Origin of the sequence: Alteromonas sp. Mac1 (assembly GCF_001562125.1) — a bacterium.
Lineage (GTDB): Bacteria > Pseudomonadota > Gammaproteobacteria > Enterobacterales > Alteromonadaceae > Alteromonas > Alteromonas stellipolaris.
In genome coordinates this window covers 1,844,059-1,861,793 of sequence record NZ_CP013932.1, presented here as the reverse complement: position 1 = coordinate 1,861,793, position 17,735 = coordinate 1,844,059, and the positions used below count along the sequence as shown (strand labels likewise).

Annotated in this window: 13 protein-coding genes and 1 tRNA gene; 6 read left to right on the top strand and 8 right to left on the bottom strand. The window is 42.7% G+C overall.

Features of this window, described 5'->3' with window-relative positions:
* Positions 1-56: 56 nt before the first annotated feature.
* Both AV939_RS07835 and AV939_RS07830 read right to left on the bottom strand, forming a co-directional pair.
* Positions 57-560, bottom strand: coding sequence for a PTS sugar transporter subunit IIA (locus tag AV939_RS07835; protein ID WP_061997495.1), 504 nt, complete (start codon positions 558-560; stop codon positions 57-59).
* Positions 560-949 (bottom strand): ACT domain-containing protein, encoded by a 390-nt coding sequence (locus AV939_RS07830; RefSeq protein ID WP_061997494.1) that lies wholly within the window; start codon positions 947-949, stop codon positions 560-562. The genes AV939_RS07835 and AV939_RS07830 overlap by 1 nt, the downstream gene beginning before the upstream one ends.
* A 404-nt stretch (positions 950-1,353) precedes the next feature.
* Between AV939_RS07830 and AV939_RS07820 the strand changes: the two genes are divergently transcribed.
* The gene (locus tag AV939_RS07820) at positions 1,354-1,719 is read left to right on the top strand and encodes a VOC family protein (RefSeq protein ID WP_061997492.1); all 366 of its coding nucleotides are present in this window, start codon (positions 1,354-1,356) and stop codon (positions 1,717-1,719) included.
* Positions 1,720-1,849: 130 nt separating this feature from the next.
* Here the strand turns inward: AV939_RS07820 and hppD are convergent, their stop codons facing one another.
* Positions 1,850-2,926: a 4-hydroxyphenylpyruvate dioxygenase gene (hppD, locus tag AV939_RS07815; RefSeq protein ID WP_061997491.1), complete on the bottom strand. Its 1,077-nt coding sequence runs from the start codon at positions 2,924-2,926 to the stop codon at positions 1,850-1,852.
* A 320-nt stretch (positions 2,927-3,246) separates the two neighbouring features.
* Positions 3,247-4,548: a homogentisate 1,2-dioxygenase gene (gene hmgA, locus AV939_RS07810; protein WP_197427702.1), complete on the bottom strand. Its 1,302-nt coding sequence runs from the start codon at positions 4,546-4,548 to the stop codon at positions 3,247-3,249.
* Between the two features lie 257 nt (positions 4,549-4,805).
* Between hmgA and AV939_RS07805 the strand changes: the two genes are divergently transcribed.
* Entirely contained in the window at positions 4,806-5,888 is a 1,083-nt protein-coding gene (locus tag AV939_RS07805; protein WP_082746043.1) for a patatin-like phospholipase family protein, read from the top strand.
* 143 nt (positions 5,889-6,031) lie between these two features.
* Positions 6,032-6,108: transfer RNA gene (locus tag AV939_RS07800), tRNA-Val, on the top strand.
* Between the two features lie 10 nt (positions 6,109-6,118).
* On the opposite strand, the gene AV939_RS07795 is transcribed toward AV939_RS07800, so the two are convergent.
* Positions 6,119-8,041 (bottom strand): tetratricopeptide repeat-containing diguanylate cyclase, encoded by a 1,923-nt coding sequence (locus tag AV939_RS07795; RefSeq protein WP_061998182.1) that lies wholly within the window; start codon positions 8,039-8,041, stop codon positions 6,119-6,121.
* 387 nt (positions 8,042-8,428) lie between these two features.
* Here AV939_RS07795 and AV939_RS07790 point away from each other — a divergent pair, with 387 nt between their 5' ends.
* On the top strand, positions 8,429-10,294 hold the full coding sequence (locus AV939_RS07790) for an alkaline phosphatase PhoX (protein WP_061997489.1): 1,866 nt from the start codon (positions 8,429-8,431) through the stop codon (positions 10,292-10,294).
* Positions 10,295-10,396: 102 nt separating this feature from the next.
* Positions 10,397-12,025: a hypothetical protein gene (locus AV939_RS07785; protein ID WP_423781686.1), complete on the top strand. Its 1,629-nt coding sequence runs from the start codon at positions 10,397-10,399 to the stop codon at positions 12,023-12,025.
* 167 nt (positions 12,026-12,192) lie between these two features.
* Here AV939_RS07785 and AV939_RS07780 read toward each other — a convergent pair whose 3' ends face one another.
* Entirely contained in the window at positions 12,193-13,323 is a 1,131-nt protein-coding gene (locus tag AV939_RS07780; protein WP_171008956.1) for an MBL fold metallo-hydrolase, read from the bottom strand.
* Positions 13,324-13,663: 340 nt separating this feature from the next.
* Here AV939_RS07780 and AV939_RS07775 point away from each other — a divergent pair, with 340 nt between their 5' ends.
* Positions 13,664-15,109, top strand: a complete 1,446-nt coding sequence (locus tag AV939_RS07775; RefSeq protein WP_082604936.1) for a GGDEF domain-containing protein — start codon at positions 13,664-13,666, stop codon at positions 15,107-15,109.
* Positions 15,110-15,199: 90 nt separating this feature from the next.
* Here the strand turns inward: AV939_RS07775 and AV939_RS07770 are convergent, their stop codons facing one another.
* The gene (locus AV939_RS07770) at positions 15,200-16,429 is read right to left on the bottom strand and encodes a urate hydroxylase PuuD (protein WP_057792621.1); all 1,230 of its coding nucleotides are present in this window, start codon (positions 16,427-16,429) and stop codon (positions 15,200-15,202) included.
* Entirely contained in the window at positions 16,416-17,732 is a 1,317-nt protein-coding gene (gene guaD, locus AV939_RS07765) for a guanine deaminase (protein WP_057792619.1), read from the bottom strand. The genes AV939_RS07770 and guaD overlap by 14 nt, the downstream gene beginning before the upstream one ends.
* Positions 17,733-17,735 lie beyond the last annotated feature (3 nt).

Below are 17,735 nucleotides of genomic sequence, written 5' to 3'. Positions count from 1 at the left end.
GTATAGGTGCATAATAAGCGCGTTATTATACATTTTCAAAAAGGGTTCGAATTTGTCTAAATATACAGGGTTAACAGCGTGTCGCTACCTGCATCAACAAATTTTTGATGCGTAGGTAAAACGCCTAATAAGGCTTTGGCATTTAATAGGGTTATTATACAAATATTTTCCACGCCTTGTTGTTTCAGCCACGCAGAATTTACACTAAATAACATAGCGCCGGCTTGAATCTGCTGGCCTTGTTTTAACGGGCTAAAAAACTGCGCCCCGCACAGCATTTGGGTGTGTAAACCATATTTGATTCGACATTTAAGCCCAAAAGAAGATTTAATTTCAATTGAATAGTCGAGAGGATCTATTTTCATTACTGTTGCATTAAAGGGGGATACCACTTTACTTGAAGCAGTAACAAGCGCTAAACCCGGCCCCCACGCACCAACATTTATTAAGTCATCATTAACGTGTTGCAATAAAACACATTGGCCTGAAACCGGTGATGCAATAGGAATGGCTTTTTTAAATTGCTCAGGAGGCGCGGTGAGTTGCTTTTCTATCAACACTACTTGCCCTCAAGAACCGTATAGCCTGCATCTTTTAATGCCTTTGTTGCATCAGCAAGTTTATTATCTTTTACAAGAAAAAAGTCGGTTTCGAACGTTGATACAACAAAGATAGAGACTTTTACTGCAGCAAGCACAGCGCCTATCTGCGCCATAATACCTACCATAGATAAATGTAGTGGGCCGAGCAGTTCAAGTGCGCGCCAGCCTTCGTCAGAATCGAGTGAATCTACATCCACAGTCGATGGGATAACAATAGACAATTCATCTTCTGTTTTGCCTAGGAAAAAAAGTGGGCTTTGAAGTACATTTGCAGGAATTGCACTGTCGCCATCTAGGCTGTGGATCGTAAATGGTTGAGGAAGCACTGCGAGTGTTTGTTTTGGCATGAATAACCGGAAAAAAAGGTTTCAATCAAAGTATCCACATTAAAACACTATCTGTGGTTAAGTGCTACGTGTTATCCACTTAATCTGTGGATAAGTTTGTTGAGTAGTTTGGGGCTTTTGTTTAACCTTATGAAAATAAACAATAAAATAAACTGTACAAACAATAGTCAGTGGATAACATTTACCTATTCACAAGCATTTTCCACAGCCTCTGTCTATACATATTTAAAAATTGTTCTGCTTATTTTGCAATTTCTTGTCTTGACACTGGTGTCTTTTATCCAACGTAATAAACTCGATCGCTACGTGGTTTTTTATCAATGGCTGTGCAATTATCAACGAGTACTCAGTTTTAAATACGCAATTGATAACCTACTAATGCCAAACCTCAAAAGGGGAATGAAATGAGCGATAGTTTATGGATGGATATCACCACCGATGACGCTGACCAATTAGCTGATTTTTACGTCAATGTGATGGGATGGAAAAAAGAAGCCTTCGACATGGGTGGCTATAACGATTATGTCATGATGAAAGAAGACGGAAGCCCAGCTGGCGGTATATGCCATAAGCGAGGCTGCAATAGCAATATTCCTGGCGGTTGGGTGCCGTATTTCACGGTAGCCGACTTAGACGCAGCATTAGCCGCGTCTAAAAGTACTGGTGGAGAGCAAATTGGGGACATTCGTCACCATGGCACTTCACGATTTTGCATTATAAAAGACCCATCAGGGGCGTGTTGTGCGCTTTATGAACAAGGCGCAGATTGATATACGTATGGCGAGGATAAGACAGGAATAAAATAAAGATATGTTAACAATACACAGGTGGTGTCAGCCTGAAGCTAAGGGGCTGACACCACTAACGCCATTATGTGTAAATCGGTAAGAAAGCGTTGGGCTACTTCTTACTTAACACGCCGCGATTTACCTGATCCCGTTCAATCGATTCAAATAACGCTTTAAAGTTACCTTCTCCAAATCCATCATCTTCTTTGCGCTGAATAAACTCGAAAAATACCGGGCCAAAAACAGTTTCTGAGAAAATTTGCAGTAGTAAACGAGGAGATTCGCCCTCAGTGGTACCGTCTAGCAGAATACCTCGTTGTTTAAATTCACCAACTGGCTCACCGTGGCCGGGTAAGCGCTCTTCTAACATGTCGTAATAAGTATCAGGAGGTGGGGTCATAAACTTCATGCCCTTGGCCTTAAGTTTATCTAAGCAGCTGATAAGGTCGTCACAGGCAAAGGCAATATGCTGGATACCTTCGCCATTATATTGCATTAAGAATTCTTCAATTTGACCGCCACCGCCAACCGCTTCTTCATTGAGCGGAATACGAATTTTTCCATCAGGTGCAGTCATGGCTTTAGACAGTAGTCCAGTGTACTCACCCTTAATGTCAAAGTAGCGAATTTCGCGAAAGTTAAATAAAGATTCGTAGAATTTTGCCCAATGATTCATTCGTCCGCGATACACATTGTGGGTAAGGTGATCTAGCGTATGAAAACCACACCCTACAGGATGTCTGTCTACACCTTCAATCCAAGTAAAATCGATGTCATAAATGGTGTTTTCACCTTGATAGCGATCGATTAAGTAAAGCATCGCACCACCGATACCTCTAATAGCTGGTAGTTTCAATTCCATAGGACCTGTGTGGGTGTCCATAGGCTGTGCGCCCCGCTTTAGTACCTCAGAGTACGCGTGCTGAGAGTCTTTAACGCGAAAGGCCATGCCACACGCTGAAGGGCCGTGCTCTTCGGCATAATAAGAAGCATGGCAGTTTTTTTCATAGTTACTTAAAAGATTGATATCGCCTTGGCGCCACAGCTCTACATCTTTTGATTTGTGCCTTGCTACTCGTGTGAACCCCATAGCTTCAAACATAGGCTCCAATAAACCTTTTTCAGGCGCGGTAAATTCTAAAAACTCAAAACCATCTAACCCAACTGGGTTTTCAAATACGTCTGCCATTTTCTTTCTCGCTTATTGAAGTCAGTGCCTTTGCGTCAGCTAACTCGTTTTTGTTATTGAACCCATGTAAAGGCGATTATAAATAGAAGATTCGATTGTAATAGCGAGGTAAATATAAGGGCAATAGACTGTTAAAATATGATGCGAGATGCTGCTGCATATTCAGTGTAACGTTTAGTTTTCAGTTGTAATAAAACGCAATTTCAATTCGTTTTCAAATTCCTAAAATACTGTATTTAAATGTTTTATTTTTATTTGAGCGTGGCGAGTTGATGTTCATTTATTAGTACATTTTAAGAAAACACCCAGCAGCTCGGCGCCTATATTTTTCCGTCGAAATGCTTGGTTAACCCTTTCCAACAATCGATATAGTCGGTTTGGCGAAGCGGGGTATTCAGTGCAAACTCAGTGGGGGCGATGGGAAAGCGGGATTCAAACATAAATGCCAGTGTATTTTCGTATTTCTGGGGAGCTAACTCGGTATGTGATGCTGCCTCGAACACAGAGGCTTCGGGACCATGAGGAGTAAAGCAATTATGCAAACTCATACCGCCAGGCATGAACCCTTTTTCTTTAGCATCGTAACTGCCTTCTATTAAGCCCATAAACTCACTCATTATATTTCTATGGAAATATGGCGGGCGGAAAGTGTTCTCGGCCACCATCCAACGTGGGGGGAATATGACAAAATCAACATTGGCAGTGCCTTCAAGTTCAGAAGGCGAGGTGAGTACCGTAAATATGGAAGGATCAGGATGGTCAAAACTGACGGTGTTGATCACGTTAAAATTCTTAAGATCATATTTGTAAGGCGCTGAATTTCCCACCCAGGCCACTACATCAAAGGGGGAGTGTGAAAGTGGTGCTTGGTATAAATGGCCACAAAACTTGTTAATAATGACATGGGGCGTGTCTACATCCTCGAACCACGCAGTGGGGTACAAAAAGTCTCTTTGATTAGCAAATCCATTCGCGCCTACCGGGCCTCGTTCTGGTAAAGTAAATACCTGCCCATAGTTTTCACAAATATACCCACGAATGGCGCCATCAATAGGAGTAATGCTAAAACGTACCCCACGAGGAATTACCATAATTTCACCCGTGGATAGGTGTAATTTGCCAAATTCAGTTTTTACCTCCATGTTTCCATGCTGTGGAACGAACAACATCTCACCGTCGGATGAGTAAAAGGATTTGTTTTCCATAGCGGCATTCGCACTGTAGCAGTGAATACCCATACCCGTTTGCTGGTTAGCATCGCCATTTGTGGCTATGGTCACTAAACCTTCAATAAAATCTATGTTGCTACTCTCATCAATTAGGGGGAGAGGATCCCAACGCATCACATTGGGAGGGCATGGCGAATTGCTTTCAGGTCCAGTTTTAAGCAGTGTATTTTCATAGGGTGAAAAATCACCCATGGCAACAGAAGGCCGTATGCGATAAGTCCAAGTACGTCTGTTTTCGGCTCTAGGTGCGGTAAAAGCGCTGGTACTGAACTGCTCTGCATAAAGTTTATAATTGACTTTCTGTGGACTAAATTGCCCCTTGGGCAGTGCATTGGGTAAGGCTTCAGTTTCATGCTCATTATTAAAACCCGATAAATAAGTTAGTTGATTCACCATACCCACCTTTCAAATACTACTGATGCTTAACGCGACTATTTATGTAGCGTAAATATTAATAATAAGTAAATCAATTGTGTGGTGTCGATAGGATTACAATGAAATGGTGATGTGTGATGATTTGTTTACACAGGCGGCAACTTCCTACATAAGCGCCCACTTATAGTAGTGGTTTCATAAAGGTGATGGACGGCCCATTGATTTTACGGCTTTTACTGATAAATTAGGCGCAAACATGATAATAGAGACAACACGTGGCACCGCTAGAAATTTATGCCGGCAATGGGGCAATGAATACCATTAAGCAACAAGGCTTTCACCCTGAAATATTTAGTTATTTTCTCGGCGCTTCAGGCGGTCCAAAATGGTTTTCATTGGCAGGATTAGACAGAGTACTGTTTCCAGAGTGGTTCAAAAATGTCGATCATCAAATACATGTTATAGGATCTTCTGCGGGGGCTTTCAGGGCTATCTGCGCAGTACAAAACGACCCGCTTTCTGCCATAAATCGGCTAGCCACTTCCTATTCAACTACTACCTATAGTGATAAGCCTACACCTGCGGAAATAACCCGCAAGGCCGAAGCATTAGTAGAAGAAATGGTAAATAGTGAAGGAAAAAAGGAAGTCTTGGCAAACAAGCGATTTAAAGCGCACATCTTTGTGGCCAAATGTTTAGGGGCTACCCGTCGCGAACATAAATTTTCGCAATTATCGGGTCTTGCCATGAGTGCTGCGGCTAACGCGATTACGCGAAAAAACTTAGGTAGGTACTACACACGCTGTATTTTTTCTTCACCTAATACTGAGTTTTCAGTAAAAGATCCTTACCAACTTCCCACTGAACATTACGAATTGAATAACGAAAATATCCACAATGCACTGCTTGCCTCTGGCGCTATTCCTGTTGTACTTGAAGGAATTCGAGATATTGCAGGTGCCCCGCAAGCTATGTATCGCGATGGCGGTATTGTTGATTATCATTTTGACCTAGAGTTTGGCCCTGAAAAGGGCTTGGTGCTGTATCCACATTTTTATCCTAAGCCTATTCCGGGGTGGTTCGACAAAGGCTTAAAACGTCGCGTTGCACATCAAAATAGTTACGACAATGTGGTCATGCTTGTGCCATCTGCCGAGTTCGTTGCAAGCCTGCCATACGGTAAAATTCCAGATCGGAAAGATTTTGAGCAACTTGATGCCACTACCCGTATTAAATATTGGCAAACGGTATTACAAGAAACCGACAGGTTAGGGGAGTACTTTATGAAGATAGCGAGTGATAGCAGTATTGTTGATAAAATCAAACCGTTGCCATTTGTGCCGCGCCAGAACGTATAATTCGGTGTAAATATGCTCACTTTTTCAATAAATGGTGGCAAATCAATCAAACACACATCTTAAACACAAAATATGCTTGCAGGACGCACTGCGCATCGCTATTATGCTCGCCGTCCTTCAGGCAGTTCTGCCGAAGCATATTTGCGACTATAGCTCAGTTGGTTAGAGCGCTACCTTGACATGGTAGAGGTCCCCTGTTCGAATCAGGGTAGTCGCACCACTTGTTTTATTCAGTTTATTATTACCTGATTTCTACCGTTTTCTTTAGCTTCATAAAGCATGCTGTCCGCCCGCTTAATTAACGTATCTAATGTTCTGGTAGATTTATCCCCAAGAGATACTCCTACGCTAAACGTCATGCTTAAGTTTTCTTCAAGGGCATCAATGTCGTTGCAGTAGTTTTGATAGGTTGCAGCCACTTTTTCAAATGTATCTCTAACCACTTTTTCGTCCGACGAATTTAAAACAAATAACCATTCCTCTCCACCATATCGGCCAAACTCATCACCTTTAGACAGTGTTTCCTTCGCGGCTTTAGCAAAGGCAATTAGCACTAAATCACCCACATCGTGGCCATACTCATCGTTGATTTTTTTAAAGTAATCTAAATCAACAATGGCGATAGTCATTTTTTGTTGTGCGAGTTTAGTGTTAGCCGTATTCAATATACCCCTGCGATTGAAACAATTCGTAAGGTAATCTGTGGAGGCCATACGATGATATTTTTTCCGTTGTAAGGCTTGTCGATAAAACAGAAGTAGAATCACCAGAACTAAAATAGAGGCAATAGTGGCACTCAGCCGCCAAATGATTTTTTGTTGGTACTCTTCTTTAGCTTGAAGGTTACTAATATCTTTTTGATATTCTAACTTACGAATGGTGTCTTCTTTCTCCTTTACTTCAAACTTTACCTGCAAGGCTTTAATGTTGCTTTCGCTGGTGGCCTCAAAGTGTTTTTCTGTATAAAAAAGCTTTTTTTCTATGGCATCAAATGCCTCTTCAATGCGGTTAAGTTCTCGCTTTAACGTATAGCGCTCACTGAAAAAACTCGCTTTATAAATACTGCGACTAAAATTATCTACCAGTAAATAAACCTCGTCATTCACTTGCTCTGCTTTATCTAAAAAGCCCTGTTTTATATAAATATTGGACAGCAAAATCATAGACGCAAGATGCATATCACCAATGCCCGCAGTGCGAGCAAGTTCGATATTTTCTTTTGCTAATGTTAAAGCTCTATCGTAATTAGCCTGAAGAAATTGCGTGTTTGCAATTGAGTATTGGGCAAAAGCGAGCCCCTTGTTCATATTAACGTCTTTAAAGTAGGCTAACGCTTTGTTTAGATAGACTAACGCATTTTGTGAATCGCCAGTCTCAAGAAGTATATTACCTAGGCTCCAATACGCCTTTGCAGTAAAAAGCCCATCATTTGTTTTCTCGAATGTCTCTACCGCCTTTTTCGCGTAACTTACCGCTTTTTCTTCATCTTCCTCTAAGTACCCATAGGCATCTGCTATCTTTCTGTAAAAGTAGCCCTGTGAAGCAATGTCGTCATTTTTCATTGCTAATTCAAGGCCTTCTAAGGCTGCACTCAGCGTTTTTCTCAATGCATCATCAGCCGTGTAGTAATAAGCTAAAGCGCGAAGAATAATAATTTTTTCATTTATAGAGTGTTGCGAGATTTGCGTTTCTAATGTTTTAGAAAGCGCTTTTGCAGGAGTGGGATCGTCTAATCTGGTTAAAGACTTAAGCTTTGTCTCTAAAAAAAGTAGATGAATATCTTTTCGCTTTAGCAGTTCGTCTTGATGTAGATAGTGCGATAAATGAGCCGTCAACTCGGCGTATTTTTCTTGCCTAAAGAGGAGTTCAGAATATAGCGCTGCAGCTTCTAGATGAAGATGTTCCCAGTCTTGCTCTTTGCTTATTTGAAATGCACTTTCTAGCTTTTCTTTATTGCGCAGGTAATCAAGTTTGTACTGTCTAATATCATTAATAATCCTGCGTGTACTCTCACGATCGGGAACGTCTAAAAATGGATTTGAAGCGCTCTCGTATGCAAGGCTAGTTTGAGTTACGCACACAAAGAATAAGATCGCCAAAGCATTAAGCCATCCCGCCTTTAAAATCCCTTTTTTTTGCGCATTTTTATCGATAATTGTCACTTTTAAACCAGTAAATATTTACTTCTCCTAACACTATAGCATTAGCCGAAAAGTTAATGACTGACGCTTACAAAAATATACTTACTTAATTGATTCTCAATGAAAAGATATTGTTTACATCATGGTTGTTAATTTACATACCTAGTTTGTAATGTGAACGCTATAAGTAACATGATTTTTTCGCACTCATCAGTCCTCACGTTTGCTGTTATATATCTAGTTGGGCAACTTGGCCACTGTCAAGAAAGCTTCAATTTTATGTAAATAATGTGTCACCCATCAGTCACATAACTCCATCACTATGTTTGCCGCTAAGACCATTTCAGAGATGAATAAAGTTGTTCCGTCTCAACCTAACGATTATAAAAAGGATAGTTGATGAAAATTGAACGTTTACGCGATTTAAAATATTCGGCGCTAGCTTTAGCGGTAGCCTTTGGCATTTCTGCTTGTTCATTAGAAGGTGATGATGGAGAAGATGGTGTTGCTGGGGCAGTCGGCGAGCAAGGCCCTGTTGGCGAACAAGGTGAGCAGGGAGAGCAAGGTGATAAAGGCGAAGACGGCGATACAGCGGGAACATTAACCCGTATTGCTACTGTCCCACTGGGCTCAGAGGTCACTGGTATCTTCTTGACCGACGAAGGCGACCTTTTCTTCAACGTTCAACATCCTTCAGGCACTAACTCAGTCACTAATGACGTTAACGCTATGCCTATTAATACAGGGACGGTAGGTGTATTAGCCGGTGCTAACTTCAATAATTTACCGGTTACGCTTCCTAACTCACCTGTACCTGCTTCTGATGAAGAAAAAGAAGTGGTAGTTTCTGCCATTGGTCAGTATCAAGTACTTGGTCAAACGGGCGACACCTTCGGTACTGAATTACCAGAAGGCCTAGGCCACATCTATACCCTAGATGGCGAAGAGCTTGTTTTAGAAAACGATATGCCAGACTTTAATGGCTTCATTTCTACCGATACTGGCGAAGGCTACTTGTTCTCTAACTGGGAAGAGCTTCCAGGCGGCATGAGCCGAATGAAAGTTGAAAAAGATGACTTTGGCATGTGGCAAGTTACCGAAGCCATGATGCTTGATTTCTCGCCAGTATGGGGCACAGCAGCAAACTGTTTTGGCTCAATGTCACCGTGGAATACCCCGTTAACCTCTGAAGAATGGGTAGTAGATTCTGCTGTAGATTCAACCACATCACCAAGCTGGAATAACCCAGAAGCGGTAGCGACTGACGCACGCCTTGGTCGTATGTGGCAAATGACTGCACCTGATGCGTCAAACCCTTATAACTATGGTTACATTGCCGAAGTAACCGAACCGCTTGCTGATGAGCCTGTTATTGTTAAGCACTTAGCCATGGGCCGCTACGAGCATGAAAACTCAACGGTTATGCCTGATGGAAAAACGGTATATCTTTCGCAAGATGACACTGGCGGTGTGTTGTTCAAATTTGTTGCGACTACTGCTGAAGACCTTTCAGCGGGTACCCTATATGGCGCTAAGTTAACCCAAGATATTGGCCAAAACGACCCTGCAACCACAGGCTTTGCGGTTGAGTGGGTTGAACTTGCCAGCGGCGACAACATGACTATTCGTGCATGGGTTGATGAATACAACGGTATTGGTACCGACGACTACGTAGAAGGCCAAAGCTCTTACATTACGATGGCTGATGTAGAAGCATGGGCAAATGGTGATGCAACTTACCCTACTGTTGAAGAGGGCGGAAGCAGCCAAACCGCGGGCGAGCCAATGGACGATCGTGTTGCGTTCTTAGAGTCACGTGCTGCTGCTCGTGCTAAAGGGGCCACTGCTGAATGGCGTAAGCTTGAAGGTATTTCAATTAACCTTAAACGCGCAGAAGAAGCCGTGGAAGGCACTGATACCATTGACGGCGAAGTGGTTGAAAATGCTTACCTCTACATTGGTATAGCCGACCTAGATAACACTATGGTTGATGACGAAGGCGATATTCAGCTTTCAGCTCGTGTTAAAGACTGTGGCGGTGTGTACCGCGCACGTCTTGAAGCTGGCTATGACATTACGCGCATCGAGCCTGTAGTGATGGGTGGTACGTATCGTTCAAGCCTCACTGGAGCAGAGCGTTGTGATGTGGAACAGCTGTCTCAACCTGATAACGTAGTGGTGATGAACGACGGCCGTATTCTTATCGGTGAAGATGGTTTCCAGGAAAACAATACGCTGTGGATGTACGAGCCAGCAGATAAGTAAGTTTTTTCCTTTTAATTCATCCGGGCACATCTGTGTCCGGATTTTGTCGTTGTTGCCATTATGAAAATACACAGTAGATTACTCCCTTTATTAGCCGCTTCTATGCTGCCTTTTTTGTTTGCGTGTTCACCTGCCCAGCAAGTTGAAGCCGTGTTAGCAGAACAAACAAATACATACCCTTACCAAGAAGGTGATGCCATTCCGGCGTTAGCCTATATAGAGCATAACGAAGTTTATAATCCTGAATCGGTTATCCCGCCTCAGTGCTATACCAAAACTCAAGGTGAAAATAACCCGTGCTACGCGTGTCATCAAAGTTATGATCGCGGCGAAAAACGCCCTAATCAAATGGGTGACGGCACACTACAAGGTAATTATGAATTCTCAGATGTTGGGTTAACCAACAGCTGGAAAAATCTATTTATTGATAGACGAGAATTAATAGCAGGCATAAAAGACGATGCCATTTTAAAATACATAACCCAAGATAATTACACCGCGGCCATTGAAGGCGATGGCACTATCCCAAGTTATATGCATATCGAAAATTTAAGTGCCGGAGCAGCTGCGTTTGATGAAGATGGGCTAGCGAAAGATAATAGCCGTTGGGTTTCGTATAACTATAAACCTTTCCCCAGTACCTTTTGGCCCACCAATGGTTCAACGGGCGATGCGATGATTCGACTGCCACAAGCCTTTCAGCAACTTAAAGGGCAATACAGCCGTGATGTCTACATAGCGAATTTAACCCTAGTGGAAATGGCACTAAAAGAAGTCGATACCTTGCCAGTACTGGGAATTAATGAAAAAGCACTGGGCCTTGATATAAACGGTGACAATGCATTAAGTGAACAAGTCACCACCATGGTGCGCCAGCCAAACTATATTGGCGATGCCGCTGATGTTGAACTAGCGCATATGTTGTTCCCAGAAGGCACCGAGTTTTTGCACACCGTACGTTACATTGGTGTTGATGAGAACGGCAATATATACAATGCTGAGCGTATGAAAGAGGTGCGCTATATGCAAAAACACCGCTTTAGAAGCCGCGAAAGCCTAGCTTCAGCTTATTATGCAGAAGCGAAAGACAAACATTTCGAGAACCTTCCCCAAACTCGCTATTTAGGTGAACAGGGGATTGAAAACGGTTTTGGCTGGACTATTAATGGCTTTATTGAAAATGAGCAAGGTGAGTTACGTGCACAGCATGATCAAGAACTCGCGTTTTGTAATGGATGCCATAAAACCGTTGGTTCTACATTCGATCAAACCTTCTCTTTTGCGCGTAAAGTGCCAGGAAGCAATGGTTGGGGATATATCAACCTGCACGACATGGAAGATGTGCCTAATATAAACGAAGAGCAAGGTGAGTTTCTTACTTACATGCAGCGTGTAGGCGGGGGCGATGAATTTCGTCAAAACGGCGAAATGCTAGCGAAGTGGTTTAATGATAACGGCATGGTAAACGCTGAAAAAGTAAGTAAAGCAGCGTCTGTTTATGAACTGATAACGCCAAGCCCCGAACGCGCATTAGCATTAAACAAAGCTTACTTAACCATTGTACAAGAGCAAAGCTACTTATTTGGTCGTGATGCGACTCTCACAGAGGCCACCAATGTGTTAAGCCATATTGATGCTGCACAACCACCATTGAAGCCAGAACACCGCTTTAAATGGGACATGCGTCTAAACTGGAATGCGAAAGAGACGGAAGAAGTGGCAGGGCAGTGAGGCTAAAAACTTCTTGTTAAAAGTAAGCTCACCGCAGTAATGCGGCGAGCTTTTTTATAATATTTTCGGTATCTTTTTGCGATTTTTATGAGGCCTACTAAAGAACCTTTCGAGGGTTTTTGTGGGCCATTTTTGGCTCAGGCGCTAGCTCATTTGTGGCCCAAGGGCTACATCATTGGTGGATACCACCAAGGGCGAGGTGCTTCGCTAGTTGTTTCTGCGCTAGTTTCCGTCGCCGTTTCTAAATCTGTTTCAGTAGTCGCAGAGCTCACTTCGTTAGCACAATTGCGCTCGTTAATACTATCTAGTGGTTTAGGCAATTGATTGATATTAACCACTTCGCCAAATTTAGGGGTAGAAACTGTTATCTGCCTTTCATTAGCAAGTTGGGTAATCTTTTCTAAAGGCTCAAACCAATTGTGTAATGCTAAATCAAACGTACTATTGTGGATAGGCATCATAACGTGCCCCTTCACATCAATATGCGCTTGCAAGCTTTGCTCAGGTAACATGTGAATTTCTGTCCACATGTGGTTGTAGGCACCGGTTTCCATTAGGGTTAAATCAAATGGACCGAAGCGCTCGCCAATTTCTTTAAAGCCGCTGAAATAGCCAGAGTCGCCACTGAAAAATAGATTGGTGTTTTCGCCTTTTATTACCCAGCTTGCCCAGAGGGTTTTGTCTTTATCAAACAGCCCGCGGCCAGAGAAATGCTGGGAAGGAGTAGCCGTAAATGTCATTGATGACACCGTGGTGCTTTGCCACCAATTTAGCTCGACAATTTGCTTATCAGGCACGCCCCAATCCCGTAAGTGGTTTCCTACCTTAAGGGGAGTGACAAATGTCTCTGTAATATGAGCGAGCTTTTTAATTGCCGCTTTGTCCAAATGGTCGTAATGATCATGGCTAATAATAACTGTTTTAATAAATGGTAATTCGTCGATACTGATAGGGGTGTCGTGAAAACGCTTAGGGCCAAGCCATTCTACGGCGAAGGCACGTTCACTAAATACGGGGTCTAACAGTACAAACTCACCGTCAATTTTAAGCAATAAACTGGAGTGACCTAACCGAATAACAGCATCATGGTCTAGGTTCAGTAGAGCATCACGGGTAACCGGCATAACGGGGATGGGGAAATCAGGTACTGCCGATTCGCGATCATCGGTAAGGTAAGCTTTGGTAAAGCTCCAAATCGATGACAACTCAGTCTTATACTCTATTTCAGTATTTTGAAATTTGCCGTCAGATATCGTTGCTTGTACACCGTTGTTCGCCAATGCGTTAGTGCTAATCATTAGTATGAACCCTAGAGTGAAAAAATTTCGAACCATATAAAAGCTTAATTAAAGTAAACTACACGGTGTAGTTTAGTGTGTTTTTGGAAAAAGTAAACTGGTCAGTGCAATTTTGTCATGCCTTTTTTATTTAACCTTAAAGTGAGTAACGCAATATTAACGCTCTGACTGGCTATTTTTATTTCGTTGCAAAAGGCTGGTTATTGAAGGGCAAATGAAATAGCTCCTTACTGGCCAAAAAATATAAGCTATTAGCCTAAAAGGCTTCATATTTCATCCTAGTCTAAAATTTTTGACTACACTGAAGGTTTGAATTGAAATCGTAGGTAGTAGGTAATGAATGGATAGCTCGGAGCTAGAAAGAGAAAAGGATATTTTCGAAAAAACATTTGAGCAATGTGGCGTGGGGTTAGCGCATGTTAGCCAGCACGGCGATCTTATCCGTGTGAATAGTAAGCTTAGTGACTTTTTAGGTTATGAAAGTGCCACACTTGTCACAATGTCTTTTCAGAACATTACAGAACCCTCACATGTTCAAGAGGATTTATATCTTCTTCATCAAGTACTTCGTGGCGAAATAGATACCTACAGCATAGAGAAAAAATACATTCACGCTAAAGGTCATAACGTTTGGGCAAAGTTAACGGTTACCCTAGTTCGCGATGTGCACGGTGAGCCTGATTATTTTATTTCGGTTGTTGAAGATATCGATGATAAGAAGCGCATCGAATCTGAGCTCTATAAAGCAGAAGCGCTGTTCAGCAAGATAGTAGCCGCTTTTTCTGCGCATACTTTTGTGTGGGTAGCGAATCCAGAATTAACCCGAATTCATTACATTAACGAGGGGTATCGTAATATTTACGGGCGTGATGAATATGAATTGCACGCCAAGCCCGATGCATTTTTGTCTTATGTGCATGAAGACGATCGCTTGCTAGTAGAAAAGGCTTATAAAGTGAAACCGCTAGAAAGCTGGGATTTACAATATCGCATCAAAAAAAGTACGGGTGAGATAAAGTATATTCACGATAGAGGTATGCCACTGTTTGATGAAAACGATCAACAGATACTGGTGGTAGGCACCGCTGACGATGTTTCTTATGAGAAAGAGCAACAGCAAGCATTGTTAGAAGCAATTTCTAAATTAGAATACCTTTCTAAAACAGATCCACTCACTGGGATTTCAAATAGACGAGAAATGTTTATTCAGCTAGATAGAGAAATACAACGAATGAACCGTGGTCAACAACCTTCAACGCTTGTATTCATCGACCTTAACGACTTCAAAAAAATCAATGACACCTTTGGTCATAAAGCTGGAGATAAAGCATTGGTGGGCTTCTCAGAAATTATGAAAAATACCCTACGTGAGACCGATCGCTTTGCTCGTTTAGGGGGGGATGAATTCGTAGTGCTTTTATTTGGTTCAGATGACACCGACGCAGAGGTGTTTTTTAACCGCTTAGCAGAAACCTCATTCTACATTGAATTTGGCACAGAGATTGCCGACGAAACTGCCAGTGAAATTACCAGCGAAACAGATGGTGAAATTAAAGATGAAATAGCAGAAACCGGCGTTACCCAAGGCAGTAGAGAGAACAGTGAGATTAAAAGCGATAGCACGACTATTCCCAGAACCGGAACCTCTATGTCTTTTAGCTTGGGTTGGCGTACGTGGGATTCAGATATCGTTACCGCTCAAAACTGGGTAGATGCAGCAGATGAAGCAATGTATAAACAAAAACGCCAGCATAAAAAACATACTGGCGCGCAAAATGTGGGTTAGGGTGATGGCATGCTCTCACCCAATTAAGCTAAAAGCAGTGCAACGGCACGCGATAACATGAAGGGCAACGTTAAATTGCCCTATCAGCGTTTAGTTTTCTTTCTTCGCGTGCGTCGTGGCAAACCACGCCGCTATTTCAGCCCGTTCCTCATCCGTCATGCCGGTTTTATTTAAAAATGGCATGTCTTTGGTTACGGTAGTGCGTCTTACTAACTGAGGCGCATAACGGCTTATATCTTCCCAGCTATCTAATACCACTCCTAACGGCGCTACTTTGAATATATCATCAGTAGGGGTACGTGAATGACAGCCCACACAATGGGTATTCACAAGCTGGGCCACGCGTTCATCAGTTACCACAGCCACATTTTCGTTGCCAGATCCATTGCCAGAGCCAGTTACCTCAACATTTGCTGGCGTTTGCGGCCATGAAACCCAAAGGGCAATCGCAAGCATGGCAATAGCACCTGTGACTAATATTGATGGTTTAGTCTTGCCTACATGACGTAAGTTGAAGAAGTGTCTTATCCAAGCGGCAGCCGCCATTAACGCTATAAGTACCAACCAATTTTGCTCATGCTGATAGGTCATAGGGTAGTGATTGGAAATCATGATGAACAATAACGGCAAGGTGAAGTAGTTATTGTGCATCGAACGTAATTTAGCGCCCGCACCCCATTGAGGGTCGATACTTTCTTTCGCTTGTACTGCAGCTACCATTTTACGTTGGTTTGGCATTATGTTGAAAAATACATTACCCACCATAATGGTACCAATTAACGCACCTACATGAATGTAAGCACCGCGACCACTAAACCATTGTGTTGACAGGTAGGTCACTACGCAAATAAGGGTAACTAAACATAATGCAAACACGATAGGGTATTTAGCTAGCGGGCTTCTGCAGGCAAATTCGTAGATGGCAATGCCACCAAAAATAAGTCCAAGACCTAAAGATATCGCCATCGTGGGCGACATATCGTTAACTTGAGGGTCAATCAAGTACGCCGAAGCGCCAAAGTAATACACAATAATCAGAAGTGCAAAGCCCGAAAGCCAAGTGGTATAGGCTTCCCATTTGAACCAATGCAAGGTTTCAGGCATTTTTTCTGGGCCATAAGCATACTTAGCCACTTCATAAAAGCCACCGCCATGTATAGCCCATAAATCGCCTTTTATGCCTTTATCTTCTTTCCACTTAGGTGGGGTGCGCAAATTATTGTCTAACCAGACAAAATAAAACGATGCGCCAATCCACGCCACGCCGGCAATAACGTGAAACCAGCGAACAAATAAGCTTATCCAATCAAGCCATGGCATAGTGTGTTTCCTTCTTATTATAACAACATTGACCGCTTATCCAGGTTTCTGCAATAGCGCGGTCGTCGCCCAAAATACTAAGTGCAAAAAAGACATCGTCAAATTCTGCATTGGGCTTAATTCGTAATTCCATGAGTTCATCGTAACGGGGCGTTACAATGATAAAATCGGCAACCGTATTCGGATTTAGGTTTCCAATTTCGTCATCAAGTTTATGTGCTACCGCAGCGCCTTGGGTCATTAAGTAAAACCCTTCGATAGGATCGATAGGCGCCTGACGCAACTGGCTAACCTTATAGGCATCGCCATAGGTTTTTAACATACTAAAACTCGTACCTGCGCCAACATCAGTGGCCAGTGCAACATGCACATTGTTTGCTTTTGCGGTTTGCAAATCAAACAGCCCGCTACCTAAAAATAGGTTAGATGTGGGGCAAAACGCCAAAGTAGCCTCTGCTTCGCCTAAACGCTGCCATTCTTCGCTAGAAAGATGAATACCATGGCCAAACACAGCGCGGGGGCGCACCAAGTTGTACTTGTCGTACACATCTAAATAACCAGATGCCTTCGGGAACAAGGTTTTAACCCATGCAATTTCATCTACATTTTCTGATAAATGGGTTTGCACAAATACATCTTTGTATTGGGTTGCTAATTCGCCCAATGCCGCCAACTGCGCTTCAGAGCTGGTTGGCGCAAACCGAGGCGTAATCGCATAGCGATTTCGGCCTGTGTTATGCCATTTTTCAATTAATATGGCGCTGTCCTTTTGTGCGGTGTCTGGGCAGTCTTGCAAGTCAGCAGGGCAGTTTCTGTCCATACACACTTTACCTGCCACTATCGCCATGTCTATTTCACTGGCAGCACTAAACAGGGCGTTACAACACCCTTGGTGAACCGAAGAAAAAACAAAGCCAGTGGTTGTGCCATTTTTCAATAACTGTTGCAAAAAGACCTTGGCAATTTTCTGGGCATGTTCCACGTTAGCAAACTGTTTTTCGGTAGGAAATGTATAGTTTTCCAACCAACTTAATAGTTGTTCGCCATAACTGGCAATGCTTTCAGTTTGAGGGTAGTGCAAATGGCTGTCTATTAGCCCAGGTAAAATCCAGCTGTCTTTATGATCATGCAGCACGGCATTAGGGTATTGCTCACGCATGCTTGTGAACGAGCCGGTTGCGATAATTTTTTTGCCCTCTATCACTAATCCACCATCGTGGATAATGGCAATATCTTCAGCAAAAGAAGATGACACAGTACTAGGCGTTGGGAAGTGTGCAATATTCGCACGAAAAAGCTGCATTAT